This window comes from Pseudonocardia kunmingensis (genome assembly GCF_006716445.1).
GTDB lineage: Bacteria > Actinomycetota > Actinomycetes > Mycobacteriales > Pseudonocardiaceae > Pseudonocardia > Pseudonocardia kunmingensis.
This window is the reverse complement of the sequence record NZ_VFPA01000006.1, coordinates 178,440-195,684: the sequence shown is the minus strand read 5'-3', so window position 1 is coordinate 195,684 and position 17,245 is coordinate 178,440. Positions and strand designations below refer to the sequence as shown.

At 75.1% G+C, this 17,245-nt stretch carries 19 protein-coding genes; 4 read left to right on the top strand and 15 right to left on the bottom strand.

The genetic code is table 11. The annotated features are described in order from the left end of the window. Nucleotides 1–191 precede the first annotated feature (191 nt). Nucleotides 192–971, bottom strand: coding sequence for a 2-keto-4-pentenoate hydratase (locus tag FB558_RS37510; RefSeq protein WP_142062568.1), 780 nt, complete (start codon nt 969–971; stop codon nt 192–194). A gap of 74 nt (nt 972–1,045) precedes the next feature. On the opposite strand from FB558_RS37510, the gene FB558_RS37505 reads away from it, so the two are divergent. Further along, entirely contained in the window at nt 1,046–2,269 is a 1,224-nt protein-coding gene (locus FB558_RS37505; RefSeq protein WP_170231742.1) for a cytochrome P450, read from the top strand. 8 nt (nt 2,270–2,277) lie between these two features. Here the strand turns inward: FB558_RS37505 and FB558_RS37500 are convergent, their stop codons facing one another. Genes FB558_RS37500 through FB558_RS37480 form a run of 5 tightly spaced genes read right to left on the bottom strand, consistent with a single transcriptional unit; the run spans nt 2,278 to nt 6,532 of the window. Further along, on the bottom strand, nt 2,278–2,946 hold the full coding sequence (locus FB558_RS37500; protein WP_246107046.1) for a phosphonatase-like hydrolase: 669 nt from the start codon (nt 2,944–2,946) through the stop codon (nt 2,278–2,280). Further along, complete coding sequence (gene phnE / locus FB558_RS37495) at nt 2,943–3,773, bottom strand: phosphonate ABC transporter, permease protein PhnE (protein WP_142062562.1); 831 nt, start codon at nt 3,771–3,773, stop codon at nt 2,943–2,945. Before phnE ends, FB558_RS37500 begins: the two co-directional genes overlap by 4 nt. Beyond that, on the bottom strand, nt 3,770–4,492 hold the full coding sequence (locus tag FB558_RS37490) for a phosphonate ABC transporter ATP-binding protein (RefSeq protein WP_142062559.1): 723 nt from the start codon (nt 4,490–4,492) through the stop codon (nt 3,770–3,772). The genes phnE and FB558_RS37490 overlap by 4 nt, the downstream gene beginning before the upstream one ends. Continuing rightward, nucleotides 4,492–5,397, bottom strand: a complete 906-nt coding sequence (locus FB558_RS37485; RefSeq protein WP_142062556.1) for a phosphate/phosphite/phosphonate ABC transporter substrate-binding protein — start codon at nt 5,395–5,397, stop codon at nt 4,492–4,494. Before FB558_RS37485 ends, FB558_RS37490 begins: the two co-directional genes overlap by 1 nt. Before the next feature lie 19 nt (nt 5,398–5,416). Beyond that, complete coding sequence (locus FB558_RS37480) at nt 5,417–6,532, bottom strand: TIGR03364 family FAD-dependent oxidoreductase (protein ID WP_246107045.1); 1,116 nt, start codon at nt 6,530–6,532, stop codon at nt 5,417–5,419. 125 nt (nt 6,533–6,657) lie between these two features. On the opposite strand from FB558_RS37480, the gene FB558_RS37475 reads away from it, so the two are divergent. Beyond that, nucleotides 6,658–7,455 (top strand): GntR family transcriptional regulator, encoded by a 798-nt coding sequence (locus FB558_RS37475; RefSeq protein WP_211367116.1) that lies wholly within the window; start codon nt 6,658–6,660, stop codon nt 7,453–7,455. Between the two features lie 15 nt (nt 7,456–7,470). On the opposite strand, the gene FB558_RS37470 is transcribed toward FB558_RS37475, so the two are convergent. Beyond that, complete coding sequence (locus FB558_RS37470) at nt 7,471–8,562, bottom strand: zinc-binding dehydrogenase (protein ID WP_142062553.1); 1,092 nt, start codon at nt 8,560–8,562, stop codon at nt 7,471–7,473. 181 nt (nt 8,563–8,743) lie between these two features. Here FB558_RS37470 and FB558_RS37465 point away from each other — a divergent pair, with 181 nt between their 5' ends. Both FB558_RS37465 and FB558_RS37460 read left to right on the top strand, forming a co-directional pair. Then, nucleotides 8,744–9,670, top strand: a complete 927-nt coding sequence (locus FB558_RS37465) for an AurF N-oxygenase family protein (RefSeq protein ID WP_211367154.1) — start codon at nt 8,744–8,746, stop codon at nt 9,668–9,670. 4 nt (nt 9,671–9,674) lie between these two features. After that, nucleotides 9,675–11,198 carry an FAD-dependent oxidoreductase gene (locus tag FB558_RS37460; RefSeq protein ID WP_142062545.1) on the top strand — a complete coding sequence of 508 codons (1,524 nt, stop codon included), beginning with the start codon at nt 9,675–9,677 and terminating at the stop codon, nt 11,196–11,198. 92 nt (nt 11,199–11,290) lie between these two features. Here FB558_RS37460 and FB558_RS37455 read toward each other — a convergent pair whose 3' ends face one another. The 8 genes from FB558_RS37455 to FB558_RS37420 form a co-directional block, all read right to left on the bottom strand. Beyond that, entirely contained in the window at nt 11,291–11,662 is a 372-nt protein-coding gene (locus FB558_RS37455; RefSeq protein ID WP_142062542.1) for a tetratricopeptide repeat protein, read from the bottom strand. A gap of 156 nt (nt 11,663–11,818) precedes the next feature. Further along, nucleotides 11,819–12,919 (bottom strand): 1,2-phenylacetyl-CoA epoxidase subunit PaaE, encoded by a 1,101-nt coding sequence (gene paaE / locus FB558_RS37450; RefSeq protein WP_170231755.1) that lies wholly within the window; start codon nt 12,917–12,919, stop codon nt 11,819–11,821. A gap of 11 nt (nt 12,920–12,930) precedes the next feature. Next, entirely contained in the window at nt 12,931–13,440 is a 510-nt protein-coding gene (paaD, locus tag FB558_RS37445; protein WP_425468144.1) for a 1,2-phenylacetyl-CoA epoxidase subunit PaaD, read from the bottom strand. Then, nucleotides 13,437–14,351, bottom strand: a complete 915-nt coding sequence (gene paaC / locus FB558_RS37440; RefSeq protein WP_142062538.1) for a 1,2-phenylacetyl-CoA epoxidase subunit PaaC — start codon at nt 14,349–14,351, stop codon at nt 13,437–13,439. Before paaC ends, paaD begins: the two co-directional genes overlap by 4 nt. Further along, on the bottom strand, nt 14,348–14,710 hold the full coding sequence (gene paaB, locus FB558_RS37435; RefSeq protein ID WP_142063275.1) for a 1,2-phenylacetyl-CoA epoxidase subunit PaaB: 363 nt from the start codon (nt 14,708–14,710) through the stop codon (nt 14,348–14,350). The genes paaC and paaB overlap by 4 nt, the downstream gene beginning before the upstream one ends. A 14-nt stretch (nt 14,711–14,724) precedes the next feature. Next, nucleotides 14,725–15,648 (bottom strand): 1,2-phenylacetyl-CoA epoxidase subunit PaaA, encoded by a 924-nt coding sequence (paaA, locus tag FB558_RS37430; protein WP_142062534.1) that lies wholly within the window; start codon nt 15,646–15,648, stop codon nt 14,725–14,727. Nucleotides 15,649–15,723: 75 nt separating this feature from the next. Next, on the bottom strand, nt 15,724–16,362 hold the full coding sequence (locus FB558_RS37425) for a TetR/AcrR family transcriptional regulator (protein ID WP_425468143.1): 639 nt from the start codon (nt 16,360–16,362) through the stop codon (nt 15,724–15,726). Next, nucleotides 16,359–17,153 carry an enoyl-CoA hydratase/isomerase family protein gene (locus tag FB558_RS37420; protein ID WP_142062529.1) on the bottom strand — a complete coding sequence of 265 codons (795 nt, stop codon included), beginning with the start codon at nt 17,151–17,153 and terminating at the stop codon, nt 16,359–16,361. The genes FB558_RS37425 and FB558_RS37420 overlap by 4 nt, the downstream gene beginning before the upstream one ends. Between the last annotated feature and the right edge of the window lie 92 nt (nt 17,154–17,245).

Genomic DNA, 17,245 nt, shown 5'->3' with positions numbered 1-17,245 from the left:
GCCCGAACGGGAGACTCACCCTGCCCGAACGGGAGACTCACCCTGCCCGAACGAGGGACTCGCCCTGTCAGAACGGGAGACTCGCGGACGTGGGCGCCCCGAGCCCGGCGAGTCTCCCGTCTGGACAGCGCGAGTCTCCCGTCTGAACAGCGCGAGTCTCCCGTCCTGACCGCGTGAGGTTCGCGGGCGGCTCAGGCCGAGGTGACGAACTCCGTCCGCAGCCGGCCCAGCGCACCGAGGTCCGCCTCCACCGCGTCGCCGACGCGCACCGGTGTGGGGCCGCACAGGGCGCCGCTCAGGACCAGGTCGCCGGCCCGCAGCCCCTCGCCACGCCGGTGCAGGTCGGCGCACAACCAGGCCACGGCGCGCGCCGGGTCGCCGAAGACGTTCTCCGCGCCCCCGGAGACCTCCGTCGCACCGACGCGGCCGGTGACCCGCAGTTCCGGCAGGGCCACGGCGTCCGGGTCGACGCGCTGGCCGACCACCACGGCGGCGGCGCTCACGTCGTCGGCGAGCAGGGCGCCGACGCCGTCGGGGCCGCCCTCCCACCGGCTGTCGACGATCTCCAGGGCCGGGGCGAGGTAGGCGGTCGCGGCCAGCACGTCGGCCGCCGTCAGGTCCGGCCCCTGCAGGCCGCCTGCCAGCACGAACGCCACCTCCACCTCGACCCGCGGGGCCGGCAGGAGCGTGGCGTCGAAGGTCGGCGCCACCGCGGTGACCGTCGAGCCCACCAGGTAGCCGCTCACCGGCCCCGTCGCCGACACGGTGGCCTGCGCCGCCTCCGTGGTGAGCCCGACCTTCCACCCGGCCTGCCGGTCGCCCTCGGCGACGCGCAGCGCGCGGCCCGCGGTCTGGACGGCGTGACCCGCGGCGGCGTCGAGGCCCGGTGCCGCCGCGCGCGGGACCCGCGTTCCGGCCTGCTGAGCCGTCCGGAGCAGCCGCGCCAGCTCCGCGGCATTCGTCTCGATCATCGCTCGACCCTATGTGGAACCAATTCAGTCAACCGACTGCATTACATTGGGTGCACCACCACAGAGGAGCTCCCGTGACGCAGAACCCCGCCCCGGACCACCCGCGCCGGCTCGGTTTCGGCCCGGTGCCCGAGATCGCCGCCCTTCGCGATCGACCCGGCCTGATCCGCGTGCCGACGCCCTTCGGCCCGCAGGCCTGGCTCACGACGCGCTACGCCGACGTCCGCCGCCTGCTCGGGGACACCGAGAGCTTCGCCAACGGCTGGACGCCCGAGGACCTGCCCCGCGACGAGGGCGGCGCCCCGCGCGTCGACCCCCGCCAGCTCTCCGGCGACCGGGCCGGGAACCTGCTCGCCCTCGACCCGCCCGACCACACGCGGCTGCGTCGGATGCTCACCCCGGAGTTCACCGTCCGGCGGATGCGGCGCCTGGAGCCGCGCATCGTCGAGATCGTCGACGCCCACCTCGACGCCCTCGAACGCGACGCCCTGGAGCGCGGCGGCGCGCCTGCCGACCTCGTCACGGGGTTCGCCCTGCCCGTGCCCTCCCTGGTGATCTGCGAGCTGCTGGGGGTGCCGCCGACCGACCAGGACGAGTTCCAGGAGCGGACGAGCCGCCAGCTCGACGTGCGGCTCTCGACCGAGGAGCGCACCGGGCTGGCCGCGGAGTCGCTGGCCTACATGACCGCCCTCGTCGAGCGGGCGCGCCGCGCCCCCGGCGAGGACCTGATCGGCATGCTCGTCCGCGAGCACGACGCCGAGCTGAGCAACCCCGAGCTCGTGGGCGTCGCGGGGCTGCTGCTCGTGGCGGGGCACGAGACCACCGCGAACATGCTCGCCCTGGGCACGCTGGCGCTGCTGCGCCACCCCGACCAGCTCGCCCTCGTCCGCGACGACCCGTCGAGCGTGCCCGCCGCGGTCGAGGAGCTGCTGCGCTGGCTCACCATCGTCAACAGCGGCTCGCCCCGGATGGCCACCCGGGAGGTCACCATCGACGGCACCACCGTGGCCCCCGGCGACCTCGTCCTGTTCAACCTGCCCGCGGCCAACCGGGACCCCGCGCTCGCCGACGACCCCGACCGGCTCGACGTCACCCGCGGCGGCGCGGGCCACATCGCCTTCGGCCACGGCATCCACCACTGCCTCGGCGCCCCGCTGGCCCGCATGGAGATGCGCATCGCCTTCCCGGCGCTGCTGCGCCGCTTCCCCGGGCTGCGCCTCGCGGTGCCCGACGAGGAGGTCCCGTTCCGCGTGAACCACGCGATCCACGGCCTCGAGGCGCTGCCCGTGCGCTGGTGAGGGGCGGCTCAGCCGCGCGCGACGAGGTCGGGCAGCTCGGCGACGCTGCCCAGGACGTGGGTCGGGTGCTCGCGCTCGAGCTCGTCGCGGTCCTGGGCGCCGCTGAGTACGCCGACGACCAGCCCGGCGCCCGCGGCGAGGCCGGCGCGGACGTCCAGGGCGGTGTCGCCCGCGGCGACGACGAGCGCCGGGTCCTCGACGCCGGTGCGGCGCATCGCCTCGTGGATCATGTGCGGCGCGGGCCGCCCGGCCTCGACCTCGGGGGCGCACACGACCGCGTCGAGCTGCTCGCCGACCCGCCAGCCGACGGCCTCGAGGAGCGGGTCGGTGACCTGGCGGTCGAAGCCCGTGGTGAGCGCGACCCGGACCCCGGCCGCGCGCAGCCGCGCCAGCGCCTCCGGGACCCCCGCGACCGGCGCGGGCGGGTGCTGCGCGTAGGCCTGGCGCAGGCGCTCGACGAACCGCGCGTGCAGCGCCTCGGTGGCTCCGGCGTCCCCGGTGAGCGCGGCGAGGGCCTCCCGCTTGTCGGCGCCCATCCAGTGCCGGATGTCCGCGTCGGAGGCGGGCGTGCCGTGCTCGGCGACCACCTCGGCGAGCACGCGGTAGACCGCGCCGCCCTCGTCGATGGTGGTGCCGGCGATGTCGAGGGCGGCGAGTGCGATCACACGAGTGGTCACGTGGAGCTCCCCAGGTGGTGGCGGACGAGTGCGGACAGCCGGTCGACTGCCACGACCAGCACCAGGACGATCAGGATGTGGGTGAGCATCTCGTCGAACTGGAACAGCTGGATCGACTGGTTGATCAGGAACCCGATGCCACCCGCGCCGACGAGCCCGAGCACGAGCGAGGACCGGACGTTGACGTCGAAGCGGTACATGAGCAGCCCCACCAGCTGCGGGGTCACCGTGGGCAGCAGGGCGTGCGCGGCCACCTGGATCCGGCCGGCGCCTGCAGAGCGCAGGGCCTGGGCCGGCCCCGGGTCGGCGTCCTCGAGCGCCTCGGCCCAGAGCTTGCCCATGACCCCGACGTTGTGGCAGACCAGCGCGAGCACGCCGGGGAAGGGCCCGAGGCCGACCGCGGTCACGAAGATCAGCGCGAACACGACGTCGGGCACGGCGCGCAGGAACGACAGCAGCGACCGGGCCGCCTGGTAGGTCCCGCGGCCGGGCGCGGTGCCGCGGGCGGCGAGCAGCGCCAGCACCAGCGAGGCCGGGATCGACAGCGTCGTGCCGAGCAGGCCGATCCAGAGCGTGACGGCCGCCGCGGCGATGCCGTCGCCGAGCACCTCGGACGAGAGGTCCGGCGGGATCGCCTCGGCGAGGAAGTCGGCCATGCCCTGCCAGCCCTCGACGAGCGCGCCGAGCGACATGTCGGTGGCCCGCCAGGCGACGACGTGCGCGGCCACCACGACCGCGGCGACGATCCAGCCGATGACCTGGGCGCGGGTGCGGCGCGGTTTCGGGGGTACGGGGAGGCGGGGTGCCTCCCGGGACAGGACGGTCACGGCACGGGCTCCAGCGCGGTGTGGGGGTAGAGGACGTCGACGGGCCGGCCCGGGTCACCGTCGAGGACGACCCGTCCCTCGCGCAGGCCGACGATGCGGTCGGCGTGGCGGCGGGCGAGGTCGGGTTGGTGCAGCACGGCGAGCACGGCGAGGTCCTGCGTGTGGGCCAGCTCGGCGAGCAGGGCGAGGACCTGCTCGGCGGCCGCGGGGTCGAGCGCGGAGACGGGCTCGTCGGCGAGGACGACGGGCGCGCGCTGGCACAGGGCCCGGGCCAGCGCCACGCGCTGCTGCTGGCCACCGGAGAGGCGTTCGGCGCGCTCGTGGGCGCGGTCGGCGAGCCCGACGCGGTCGAGGCAGGCCATGGCCTCCTCGCGCACCTCCCGGGGGAACAGCGCCGGGACGAGGCTGCGGTGCAGCGGGAGCCTGCCCAGCGCGCCCGCGCAGACGTTGTCGAGCACGCTGCGCCGGCGCACGAGGTGGATCTGCTGGAACACGAGTGCAATGTCCAGCGCCTCCCGCGGGCGTCCGTCGACGGCCACCGTGCCGGTGGCCGGGGTGAGCCCGGCCGCCGCGCGGAGCAGCGTCGACTTGCCCGAACCGTTCGCGCCCAGCACGGCGAGCAGCTCCCCCGCCGCGACCGTGACGTCGACGCCGTGCAGGACCGGGCGGCCGCCGTAGCGGACGGTGAGGCCGGTCAGCGCTAGACGGGGCACTCGCATCAGACGTCTTCCTCGGTGAGCCCGAGCGCGGCGGCGAGGTCGAACAGCGGCTGGTAGGTGGCCTGCTCGACGGGGACGAGCGGGCCGGGGGGCGAGACGTCGAGCAGGGCGCCGATCTCGCCGACGGCGGCGGGGTCGAGGTTCAGCAGGGCGTCGCGCACCGCGGTCTTGAACGCGGGGTCCATGTCCCCGCGGACGGTGACCGGGTCGTTCGGGATGGGCTCGGAGGTCCAGACCTGCCGGTACCCGGCGGGGTCGAAGGTGCCGGCGGCGGTGGCGCTGGCGAGCTGCTGGGAGTTGATCTCGGCCGCGTCGACGGCACCGTTGATCAGGGCCAGCAGCGCCTCGGGGTGGCCGCCCGCGTAGTCGATCCGCACCTCCTCCTGACCGATGCCCGCGTCCACGAGCGCCTTGCGCGGCAGGGCGTCGCCGGAGGTGGAGCCGACGGAGGCGAGTGCGAGGGAGCGGCCGCGCAGCTGGTCGATCGCGGTGATGTCGGAGTCCTTCGGGACCCAGATGCCGGCGGTGTAGCTGGAGAGGGTGCCGTGGGCGTCCCCGAAGGAGGCCAGCGGCTCGGCACCCGCGCGCTGGCTCGCGAACACGTAGCCGAGCGGGCCGAAGATCGCGATGTCGAGGCGGCCGTTCTCCATGGCCAGCACCTCGGCGGAGTAGTCGTCGGTGACCTGCACCTCGACGGGGCAGTTGAGCGACCGCGACAGGGCGTCGCCGAGGACCTCCGCGGCGGGGGTGAGCCGGGCGGGGTCCTCGAACGGCTCGACACCGAACCGGATCTGCCCGTCCGGGCAGGTCGGCGACTCCGGCTGGGCGGCGCCACCGCCGCAGGCGGTGAGCACGAGCGCCGCGGCGAGCGCGGAAGCGAGCGCGAGTGGACGACGGAGGGACACGGTGTCTCCTGGTCAGGTGTCAGAGGGTGTCGAGAACGGCCGGGGCGAGCCCGAACGCGGTGGTCATGCCGATCCCTGAGGTGACCGCGACGGCGGTGACCCCCGGGGCGACGGGGGCGCGGAGGAACGGGTCGGCCGCGGAGGCGTAGACGCCCTGCCATCGGCGCACGACGGCGAGGTCGTCGCGGCCGAGCAGCGCGCGCGTCTCGGCGAGCAGGAGCTCGTCGAGCGCCTCCTGCGACCAGGGGTCGAGGGTGCGGGCGTAGGCGTGGGTGTCGCCGACGACGAGGTCACCGCCGGGCTCCTGGGTGAGCATGTGGTTGACGACGGCGGCGAGCATCTCGGGCCGCTCGGTGGTCCAGCGGCGCCGCAGCGCCCGCGCGCCGTCGGTACCGGCGAGCGCCGGGTAGCGCAGCATCGAGCTCCCGGTGAGGACGGCCGGCTCGACCCGCACGCCCGGGACGCGCACCTGCAGCATCTGCAGCAGGCACCGCTGCACGCCGGCCTCGTCGGCGACCCCGGGCAGGAGGCGGTCCAGGTCGTGACCGGCGCAGACCACGACATGCCGGCCGTGCAGCTCGCCGCGGCCCGTGCGCACCAGCCCGACCTCGACGCCGAGCACCGGCGTCGACCACAGCATCCGCACCCCGGGCCGGGTGGCGAGCCAGTCGGCGATCGCCCCGGCCGCCCGCCGCTGGTCCACCCGCAGGTCGAGCGGGAGCAGGGCGCCGCCGTGCAGGCCCTCGGCCGCGACGGGCACGGTCGCGGTGACCTGTGCGGGGCTGAGCAGGCGGACCTCCTCGGCCCCGCGGTCGGCGGCGAGCTCCTCGAGCGCCGCCGCCTCCTCCGCGGCACGGGCGACGACGACGGTGCCGCACTCGCGGACGCCGACGCCCGCCTCGCGCGCCATCCGCAGCCAGGTGTCGCGCGCCCGCCGGGCGTAGGCGAGCGCCTCGCCCTCCTGGGCGGTGATGCACGCGTGGCCGAAGTTGCGCACGGAGGCGCCGACCGCCCGCGCGTCCCGTTCGACGACGGTCACCGACAGCCCGCGCGCCACCGCCTCGACGGCGTGCGCGAGCCCGACGATGCCGGCGCCGACGACGATCATGTCGGCCGGTTCACTGTTCGGGGTCACGCCGGCCACGGTGGCAGCCGGCAGCCGGGCCGCGCAATGACTTGTATTGACAAGGCACCAACTGTTCAACTCGCCGGCACCATTCGGACATGTCAGACGCCCCGCAGCTTGTATAGTCCGCCCTCGTGGCGGCGATCCCCCTGCACCGGACACTGGCGGCGGAACTGCGGCAGCGGATCCGGAGCGGGCAGCTCGCGGTGGGCGAGTCGCTGCCGTCCGAGGCGCAGCTGTGCCGCGAGTTCTCCGCCTCCCGCGGCCCGGTCCGCCAGGCACTGGCCGCGCTGCGCGACGAGGGCCTGATCGGCGGCGGGCAGGGCAAGCGGCCCGTGGTCCTCGACGCCGTCCCGGCCCAGCCCTTCGCCTCGTTCCTGTCGTTCACCCGCCGCGCCGAGATCACCGGGCACGCGCCGGGCCAGCGACTGCAGGAGATCGCGCTGCGCCGCCCCGACGCCACGGTCGCCGCGGCGCTGGGCCTCGAACCCGACGCGCTGGCCGTCCAGCTGCTGCGGCTGCGCCTGCTCGACGGGCGCCCGGCGATGCTCGAACGGATGACCTACGTCGAGCAGGTCGGCCGCCCGCTGCTCGCCGCCGACCTGGACGCCGGATCGATCTACGCGTTCCTCACCGCGCAGGGCGTGGACCTGCACTCGGCGCGCCACACCTTCGACGCCGTGGCCGCCGACGCCGTCGACGCCACGCTGCTCGAGGTGCCGGTCGGGGCCCCGCTGCTGCGCGAACGCCGTCTCACCACGGACTCCTCGGGGGCTCCGATCGAGTGGTCCGACGACCGGTACCGCCCCGACGTCGCCACGGTCACGGTCACCAACACGCGCAGCGTGCGGGCCGAGGGCACCCGGACCGGCCCGGCCTGGACCGGCGAGCACCCGGGCGGCGCCGCCCGCGCCGAGGTCGCCGGAGCCTGATGCCCGGTACCCGCGTCACGCGCCGGGCACGACCGCCTGGCGCGGAGCCGGGCCGCGCCGGGCGGACGCGACGGCCTCGTCGAGCTCGTCGAGGCGGTACCGGCCTGCGACGAGCTCGGCGAACGGGTAGGTGCGGTGGTGGGCGGCCAGGAAGTCGACGGCGGCCTGCAGGTCGGCGGGCCGGTAGTTGTGCACCCCGACCACCCGGTGCAGGCCGCGGACCAGCCGCTCCGGGTCGAGCGGCACGGCGGGGCCGGGCGAGACGGAACCGGCCAGCACGGCGACCCCACCCACCGCGAGCGCGTCCAGGCAGGACCCCACGGCCACCGCCGCCCCGGAGAGCTCGACCGCGACGTCGACGTCGGTCACACCCGCGCCGCCGGGAGCGACCTCGGCCGCGCCGAAGCGCCGCGCCTGCTCCCTGCGGGCACCGTCGGGATCGACGGCGAGCACGTGCGCCCCCGCCTGCGCGAGCATCGCCACCGCCGTCACCCCGAGCATCCCCGCGCCACTGACCAGCGCCCGCGCGCCCGCCTCGATCGGGCCGGCCGCGGCGAGGACGGCGGCGACCGTCGCGGTCGCGCACGAGGCGGGCCCGGCGACGACGTCGGGCACGTCGTCGGGCACGGTGACGATGGCGGTGCCGGGCAGTACGACGCAGTGCGTGGCGAATCCGCCGGTCAGCGGGGCCGCCTCGTCGAGGGGCTCGTGGCCGTACTTGCGCAGCTCGAGGCACTTCTGCGGCATGTCGCGGCGGCAGCGTGGGCAGGTGCCGCACGACGCCGCGACCGACCAGACGATCCGCGCGCCCGGCCCCACCGGCGCACCGTCCACGCAGCGCGGCGGCGCGCCCGGTCCGACGGCGACGACCCGTCCCACCTGCTCGTGCCCCAGCACGCCGGGCGCGGGCGATGGCCGGTGCCCGGCGACGGTGTGCAGGTCGCTGCCGCAGACCGTGGCGAGGTCGATCTCCACCAGGGCCTCCCCCGGCCCCGGTACGCGCGGGACGGCCGCCGGCACCACGGTGAAGGGGGCACCCACCCCGTCCCAGCGGGCGTAGCGGGCGTCGACGAGATCGGGACGAGCGGGAGCGGGCACGGCGGTCATGCCGCGACGCTGCCACCCGCCCGGGAAGGAAGGCAACCACTTGTATTGACAAGTCGGACGGAATTCACCCGCGCGACTCCCGCACGTCGGCGCGCTCCGGGTTGCGCTCGCGTGTTACCAGCAGTAACGTTACCGGCGGTAACGGCAAGTCGTCGAACCCGAGGGAGCGACCATGGCCACCATGGACGACACCGCCGCACGGGACCGCGTCGAGCCGACCGGCGCCGGAGCGGCAGAGCACGAGGACGTCGCGCGCCGGCTGCTGCGCTCGTCGGAGATGCTGTCCTTCGACCCGGCCCACGAGGTGGACTGGGAGACCCCGCTGGACACGGCCCACCACGGCGCCAGCCCGGAGTGGTGCACGCTCTACGGCACGGCGTACTGGTCGGAGCTGACGCCCGCGCAGCAGCGGGAGCTGACCCGCCAGGAGTCGGCGTCGGTGGCGAGCACCGGCATCTGGTTCGAGATGATCCTGCAGCAGATGGTGCTGCGCGACTTCTACGCCAAGGACCCCACGGACCCGGCGTTCCAGTGGGCCCTCACCGAGATCGCCGACGAGTGCCGGCACTCGATCATGTTCGCCCGCGGCGTCGCGAAGCTCGGCGCCCGGCCCTACCGGCCGAAGCGCCACGTCGTCGAGCTCGGCCGCGCGTTCAAGGCGCTCGCGGGCGGGGAGGCCGCCTACGCGGCGATCCTCGTGGCCGAGGAGGTCCTCGACGTGATGCAGCGCGACTGGATGCGCGACGAGCGCGTCGCCCCGTTCGTGCGCACCATCAACAACATCCACGTGGTCGAGGAGTCCCGGCACATGACGTTCGCCCGGGACGAGGTCCGGGAGCGGATGGCCGGCGCGGGCGCCCTGCGCCGCCACATCGACTCCTTCGTGATCGCCGCCGCGGCCTACTTCATCGTCACCAGCATGGTCAGCGACGACGTCTACGCGGCCGCCGGGCTCGACCGTGCGCGCGCCGTGCGGGAGGCCCGGGCCAACGAGCACCACAAGTCGATGCTGCGGTCCAGCTGCGCCGGGCTCATGGAGTTCCTCGGCTCGGCCGGCCTGCTGACCCCGCCGGCGCGCGCGATCTACCGCCGCGCACATCTCCTGTAGTCACATGCCTTACGCGATCACGCAGACCTGCTGCACCGACGCGTCCTGCGTCGCGGCCTGCCCGGTCAACTGCATCCACCCGACGCCGGACGAGCCGGACTTCGGCACCACCGACATGCTCTACGTCGACCCGCGGACGTGCATCGACTGCGGGGCCTGCGCCGACGCCTGCCCGGTGGACGCGGTCCATCCCGCCGACGCCCTGACCGGCGCCCTGGCGGAGTACGCGGCGATCAACGCGGACTTCTACGCCGACCGGCCCAGCTCGAGGGCCACCGAGCCGCCCGTCTTCCACGCGTGGGGCCCGCCCGACTTCGACCGGGTGATCCCGGCCGGGTTCCCGGCCCTCGACGTCGCGGTCGTCGGGACGGGCCCGGCGGGGATGTACGCGGTGCAGGACCTGCTGCTGCACACCAACGCGCGGGTCACGCTGATCGACCGGCTGCGCGAGCCGGGCGGGCTCGTGCGGTTCGGGGTGGCTCCCGACCACCCGTCGACGAAGCGCATCGGGGAGGCGTTCGCGCGCCACCACGGCCACCACCGGCTGCGGATGCGGCTGGGCGTGCAGGTCGGGCACGACACGACCGTGGAGCAGCTGGCCGCCGCGCACGACGCGGTGATCTACGCCGTGGGCGCGTCCGAGGCCCGCGCGCTCGGGGTGCCCGGCGAGGAGCTGCCCGGCAGCCTCGCCGCCACCACGGTCGTCGGTTGGTACAACGGCCACCCCGAGGTCGCGCCGTCCGCGGTCGACCTCTCCGCGGAGCGGGTGGTCGTCGTCGGGACCGGCAACGTCGCCCTCGACGTCGCGCGGATCCTCAGCGCGGACCCGGCCGACCTGGCCGGCAGCGCGATCGCCGGCCCGGCCCTGGACGCGCTGCGCGGCTCCGCGGTGCGCGAGGTGGTGCTGCTCGGGCGCCGCGGCCCGCAGGACGCGGCCTACACCCGCCCGGAGCTGCTGGCCCTCGCCCGCCGGAACGGCGTGGAGCTGGTCGTCGACGACGGCGACCCCCGCACCGGCCGGGCGATCGACGCGGCCGCCGCGGGTGAGCACGCCGCCCTGCTGCAGGGTGTGCGCCGGGAGGCCGTGGACTGGTCGGCACCTCCCCCGGACCGGCCCCGGCGGCTGGTCCTGCGCTTCCACTCGGCGCCGGTCGCGGTCGCGGGGCCCGACCGCGTGTCGGGCCTGCGCGTCACCGGCCCGGGCGGCGAGGTCGAGATCCCGGCCGGGCTGGTCGTGCGGGCCGTCGGGCACCGCGGCACGCCGCTGCCGGGGCTGCCGTTCGACGACGCGACCGGCACCGTCCCGAACGCGGGCGGGCGCGTGGCGGGGATGCCCGGTTCCTACGTCGTCGGGTGGATCAAGCGCGGCTCGACCGGCGGCATCGGGGCCAACCGCGCCTGCGCCGCGGAGACGGTCGGCGCGCTGCTCGACGACGCGGTCGCCGGGCGGCTGCCTGCGCGGCGCCGGCGGCGGATCCCGCTGCCACTGCTCGGACGCGGCCGGAAGGGCGCATCGGTGTCTCGCTGACCCGGCGATGCCGGCACCGCGCACGATCGGCTCGGCCACCGGATCTCCATCCGTCGATCCGAGCATCGCCGACCGTGCGCGGTCGCGCCGGCTCAGCCGCCGTCCGGCTCCAGGCGGCCGGTCACCTCGTCGAGGCGCTCGCGGTACTCGGGGCGGTCCGACATCGCGACGGCGACCCGGTACTGCACCTGCGCCTCGCCCAGCCGGCTCTGGCGCTCCAGCGCGCGACCGAGGAGGAACCGGGCGTAGGTGTCGGTGGGGTCGAGCGCCACGACCCGCGCGAACGCCTCCCGGGCCCGCTCGAGCTGGGCGGAGCGGAAGTACGCCCGGCCGAGCAGCAGCAGGGCGGCCGCGTTCCCGTCGATCTCCTCCTCCACCGGCTGCAGGAGCGCCAGTGCCTCCAGCGGCTCGCCACCGTCCAGCAGGACCTGCGCGAAGCGGTAGCGGTCGAACGTCGTGGTCATGGGAGACCCTCCTCCGCCTGTCGTTGCGACCTCAACAACCGCCGCGCCCCGACGAAGATTCCCGGTCCGTCCGCGCCAGGCTCCCCACCTGACGAACGGCACTCTCGTCGGTACCTAGCCGACGAAAGTGCCGCTCGTCATGGGGATTCCGGGCGCCTACTGGTCGAAGTCGACCGTCAGCGCGTCGGAGACCGGTAGGGACTGGCAGGTCAGGACGAAGCCGGCCGCGACCTCGTCGTCCTCCAGGGCGAAGTTGCGCCGCATGGCGACCTCGCCGTCGGTGACCTTCGCGCGGCACGTGCCGCACACGCCGCCCTTGCAGGCGAAGGGCAGGTCCCCGCGGACCTTCTGCGCCGAGTCGAGGACGGGGGTGCCCCGCGGCAGGGTGAGCGCGGTCGTCCGGCCGTTGAGGACGATCGTGACCTCGCTCCCCTCCCCCGTGGGCTCCTCCTCGACGCGGTGCAGCTCGGGCGGCGGCTCGTCGACGTAGAACAGCTCGCGGTGGATGCGCCGCCGCTCCACCCCCAGGTCGGTGAGCACGGCGACCGCGTCCTCCGTCATCCCGAGCGGGCCGCACAGCCACCAGTCGTCCACGCCGTCGACGTCGACGAGCGCGCCGAGCAACGTGCGCATCCGGTCGGCGTCGAGCCGGCCGTTGAAGATCTCGGCCTCGGTGGGTTCGCGGGACAGGACGTGCAGCAGGTGCAGCCGCGGGCCGTAGGCGTTCTTGAGGTCCGCGATCTCCTCGGTGAACATCACGGTGTCGGTGCGCCGGTTGCCGTACAGCAGCGTGACGCGGGTGTCGTCGTGCGCGGACAGCAGCGACGCGGCGATGGACAGCACCGGCGTGATCCCGGACCCGGCGGCGATCAGCCCGTGGTGGGTGCTCGCGGCGAGCTCGGGGGTGAACGAGCCGGCAGGCGGCCCGACCTCCACCTCGTCGCCGGCGGCGAGCCGGTCGACCAGCCACTCGGAGAACAACCCGGTGTCCACCCGGCGGACCCCGACCCGCGGCGCCGCGCCGGCCGGGGCGCAGATCGAGTAGGACCGGCGCTCCTCCCCCTCCCCCGTCCACTGCCGCAGCGTCAGGTACTGGCCGGGGCGGAACGCGTAGAGCTCGCGCAGGTCGTCGGGCACGTCGAAGGTGACGGCCACGGCGTCGTCGCAGAGGCGCTCGACGGCGGCGACCCGCAGGCGGTGGAAGCCCGCTCCCCGGGGGGCCGGCACGTCGGTGTCGATCCCGGTGCCCGCCCTCACAGCGCTCACCGTCACAGCTCCTTCACGTGCTCGAAGGGCTCGCGGCACGACAGGCAGCGGCGCAGCGCGGTGCACGCGGTCGGGCCGAAGCGGGAGAGCTCCTCGGTGCCGGGGGCACCGCAGCGCGGGCAGCGGACCGGCGCGCTTGGCGCGGTGAGGGTGAGCGGGACCGGCCCGGTGGACGGCGGCGCCGCCCTCCCGGGTGGGGCGATGCCGGCCTCGGCGAGCTTGCGGCGGCCGGCCTCGCTGATCCAGTCCGTGCTCCAGGCCGGCGCGAACACCGTGCGCACCTGCACCGGGCCGTAGCCGGCCCGGGTGAGCGCGGCGCGGATGTCGTCGCGCATGACCTCGATGGCCGGGCAGCCGGAGTAGGTCGGCGTGATCGTGACGACCACGCCGGAGACGCCCTCCTCCACCGCGCGGATCACCCCCAGGTCGTCCAGGGTCAGCATCGGCATCTCCGGGTCGACGACGCGCGCGACGACGTCCCGCGCGCCGAGGTCGACGCCCACCTCGCTCACCACGTCGCCCCCGGGTGCCGGCGGGCGAGGCCCTGCATCTGCTCGAGCACGTGCCCGAGCGCCTCGGTGTGCACGCCCTGACGGCCGGCGCGACCGCCGAGCGGGCCCATCGCGGGGCGGTCGGGCCGCGTCAGCGTGGCCGCGCCGAGGACCTGGTCGAGCACGGTGTCGAACTCCTCGCGGGCCTGCGCGGGGTCGACCGCGACGCCGGGCTCCAGGAGCCTGCGCTCCTCGGCGGAGGTGCGGAACAGCTCCCCGACGAACGGCCACACGCCGTCCAGCCCGGCCTGCATCCGCCGGTGCGACTCGGGCGTCCCGTCGCCGAGCCGCAGCGTCCACCGCGCCGCGTAGTCGCGGTGGTAGGCCAGCTCCTTCACGCCCTTGCCCGCGACGGCGGCGAGGACCGGGTCGGCCGAGCCTCGCAGCCGCTGCAGCAGCGCGAGCCGCCAGGTGGAGAAGAGCAGCAGCCGGGCGACGCAGCGGCCGAAGTCGCGCTCGTCGGACGGTTCGGCGAGCGCGACGTTGCGGAACCGCCACTGGTCCCGGAAGTAGGCCAGCGCGTCTTCGTCCCGGCCCGCCCCCTCGACGTGACCGGCCCTGGCCAGCAGCACGCGGGCCTGGCCGAGCAGGTCGAGCGCGATGTTCGCGAGCGCGACCTCCTCCTCCAGCTCGGGCGCGTGCGACACCCACTCCGAGAGGCGGTGGCTGTAGACCAGCGCGTCGTCGCCGAGCATGAGGCAGTACGCGGCGAGGTCGGCGGGATCGACGCCGGCGGGCACCGGCGCGGCGATCTCCGCCTCGACGTCCTCGAACCCGGAGCCGAACGCCCACCGCGGGTCGTCCTGGGCGGTGGTCTCCGACAGCGACTGGTAGGCGTTGGTGGGATCGTGCTCCCCGACCTCCGTGTTCACAGGTGCGGCACCTCCTCCGGGATCGCGTAGAACGTCGGGTGCCGGTAGACCTTGTCGCCCGACGGCGCGAAGAACGGGTCCTTCTCGTCCGGGCTCGACGCCGTGATGTCCTCGGCCTTCACCACCCAGATCGAGACGCCCTCGTTGCGGCGGGTGTAGAGGTCGCGGGCGTTGTGCAGGGCCATCTCCGCGTCCGCGGCGTGCAGCGAACCGACGTGGACGTGGTTGAGCCCGCGCTTGCCGCGCACGAACACCTCGTAGAGCGGCCAGGTGCGCCGCGACGGGCGCTCGCTCTGGCCGGTCTCCACGCCGGTGGTGGGCACGGCGCCGTGGCCGCCCTCCGCGGTGACCTCGGGCATGTCGTCGCTCGGGATCATCGGTGCTTCTCCGCGTAGGCCTGCGCCGCTTCCCGGACCCAGGCGCCGTCGTCGTGCGCGCGCCGGCGGTGCTCCAGGCGCTGGGCGTTGCAGGGCCCCGACCCGGCGATCACGGCCGCGAACTCCTCCCAGTCCGGCTCGCCGAAGTCGTGCGCCTGCCGCTGCGGGTTCCACCGCAGGTCCGGGTCGGGCAGCGTCACCCCGAGCGCCTCGGCCTGCGGCACGGTCATGTCGACGAACCGCTGTCGCAGCTCGTCGTTGGTGTGGCGCTTGATGCCCCACGCCATCGACTGCTGCGTGTTCGGCGACGCGCCGTCGGCCGGGCCGAACATCATCAGCGACGGCCACCACCAGCGGTTCACCGACTCCTGCACCATCTCCCGCTGCGCGTCGGTGCCGTTCACCATCGCCAGCAGCAGCTCGTAGCCCTGCCGCTGGTGGAACGACTCCTCCTTGCAGATGCGGATCATCGCCCGCGCGTAGGGGCCGTAGGAGCAGCGGCACAGCGGCACCTGGTTGCAGATCGCGGCGCCGTCGACCAGCCAGCCGATCACGCCGATGTCGGCGTAGGACAGCGTGGGGTAGTTGAAGATCGAGGAGTACTTCTGCTTCGCGGAGATCAGCTTCTCGGTCAGCTCCTCGCGGTCGACCCCGAGGGTCTCCGCCGCCGCGTAGAGGTACATGCCGTGACCGGCCTCGTCCTGCACCTTGGCCAGCAGGATCGCCTTCCGTCGCAGGCTCGGCGCGCGGAGGATCCAGTTGCCCTCCGGCTGCATGCCGATGATCTCCGAGTGCGCGTGCTGCGCGATCTGGCGGATCAGCGTCTTCCGGTAGGCCTCGGGCATCCAGTCGCGCGGCTCGACCCGCTGGTCGGCGGCGATCGTCGCGTCGAAGTCGGCGGCCAGTGCCGTCTCGTTCATGAGCCTGCCTCCGTACCGAATGTTCGTTCGGCTCATCGTGACGTACGGGAGCCCGCGGCGCAAGGCGAGTGCGCTTCAGCCCTCGGCGGGGTCCGCCGCCGGCAGGATGCCCTCGAAGGCGGCCCGTGCCACCGCGTCGGGCAGCGCGTCCGGGTCGCGGTCCGGGCGGGCCCACTCGACCACGGAGTTCACCATGCCCGACAGCAACCGCGCCGCCAGCGCGGGCTCCACGCCCTTGCGCAGCTCCCCCGCCTCGACGGCCTCGCGCACCAGCGCGGCGACGTGCGCGTCGAACTCGCGGCGGCGCTCCAGCGCCCAGCGCTCCGACTCCGTGTTGCCCCGCACCCGCAGCAGCACCGTGACGTAGGGCAGTTCGGCCACCAGCACGGCCACCTGCCCCCGGACGATGTGGTGCAGCCGCTGCAGCGCCGTCCCGACCCGCGCGCCCTCGTCGTCGAGGATCCCGAACAGCCCGTCGACCGCCCGCTCCAGCGCGGCGCGCAGCAACGCCTCCTTGCCGCTGAAGTGGTGGTAGAACGACGACTTCGTGATCCCGGCGGCGCGCGAGAGGTCCTCCATCGACGTGGCGTCGTAGCCACGGGTCAGGAACTCCCCCACCGCGATCTCGAGCAGGGAGCCGGGCCCGCGGGTCGGCCGCCGCACCCGCCCGGTGTCGGTGCGCTGTGACATCGCTGCGCTCGCGAGCTCGCTCATCGCCCCTCGAACGTCGGGCGCCGCTTCTCGAGGAACGCCGCGACCGCCTGCACGTGGTCCGACGTCGTCGCGAGCCGGGCCTGCGCCGCGGCCTCGGCGGCCAGCACCTCCTCCAGCGGAGCGACCGCGCCGTCCCGCACCGCGCGGCGGACCTCGGCGTAGGCCCGGGTCGGCCCGGCCGCGAGCCGGTGCGCCAGCTCCAGCGCCGCGGGCAGCACCTCGTCGGCGGGCACGACCGCGCGCACCAGCCCCCAGGCGTGCGCCTCCTCGGCGGTGAAGCCCTCGCCGAGCAGGAGCAGCTCCAGGGCCCGCGACACACCGACGGCGTGGGCGAGGCTCGCCGAGAGCCCGGAGTCGGCGGTCAGCCCGATCCCGGTGAACGCCGTCGAGAACGACGCCCCCGCCGCGGCGACGCGCAGGTCGCAGGCCAGCGCGAACCCCAGCCCTGCGCCCGCGCACGGCCCGTTGATCGCCGCGACGACCGGGAACGGCAGCGCGGCGAGCGCCCGCACGATCGGGTTGTAGTGCTCCGTGACCGTGTCGAGCGCGCTCCCGGCGTCGCGCCGCAGCGCCTCCGCGTGCTCTCCCAGGTCCTGGCCCACGCAGAACGCCCGGCCCGCTCCGGTGAGCACGAGCGCCCGCACGTCCTCGGCACCGGCGAGCTCGGTGAGCGCGGCGAGCAGCGCCTCCTTGAGCTCGCGCGTGAGGGCGTTGTAGCGGGCCGGCCGCGCCAGGGTGAGCACGGCGACGGCGCCGTCCCGCGAGACGCGCACAGCTGGATCGTCGGTCATCGCGCCAGCGTAGCGGCCAACCGAACGATCGGTCGCGGCCGCGGACCGCGCGCCGAGCAGGGACGAGTGGCACCTTCGTACCACTGGGACGA

Bases quoted from the DNA above. Each gene is read 5' to 3' on its own strand.
- FB558_RS37470 (WP_142062553.1), bottom strand. From the start codon at position 8,562: ATGACCGCCGTGCCCGCTCCCGCTCGTCCCGATCTCGTCGACGCCCGC.
- paaB (WP_142063275.1), bottom strand. From the start codon at position 14,710: ATGCCCGAGGTCACCGCGGAGGGCGGCCACGGCGCCGTGCCCACCACC.
- FB558_RS37455 (WP_142062542.1), bottom strand. From the start codon at position 11,662: ATGACCACGACGTTCGACCGCTACCGCTTCGCGCAGGTCCTGCTGGAC.
- FB558_RS37460 (WP_142062545.1), top strand. From the start codon at position 9,675: ATGCCTTACGCGATCACGCAGACCTGCTGCACCGACGCGTCCTGCGTC.
- FB558_RS37420 (WP_142062529.1), bottom strand. From the start codon at position 17,153: ATGACCGACGATCCAGCTGTGCGCGTCTCGCGGGACGGCGCCGTCGCC.
- FB558_RS37490 (WP_142062559.1), bottom strand. From the start codon at position 4,492: ATGCGAGTGCCCCGTCTAGCGCTGACCGGCCTCACCGTCCGCTACGGC.
- FB558_RS37510 (WP_142062568.1), bottom strand. From the start codon at position 971: ATGATCGAGACGAATGCCGCGGAGCTGGCGCGGCTGCTCCGGACGGCT.
- FB558_RS37425 (WP_425468143.1), bottom strand. From the start codon at position 16,362: ATGAGCGAGCTCGCGAGCGCAGCGATGTCACAGCGCACCGACACCGGG.
- paaA (WP_142062534.1), bottom strand. From the start codon at position 15,648: ATGAACGAGACGGCACTGGCCGCCGACTTCGACGCGACGATCGCCGCC.
- FB558_RS37465 (WP_211367154.1), top strand. From the start codon at position 8,744: ATGGACGACACCGCCGCACGGGACCGCGTCGAGCCGACCGGCGCCGGA.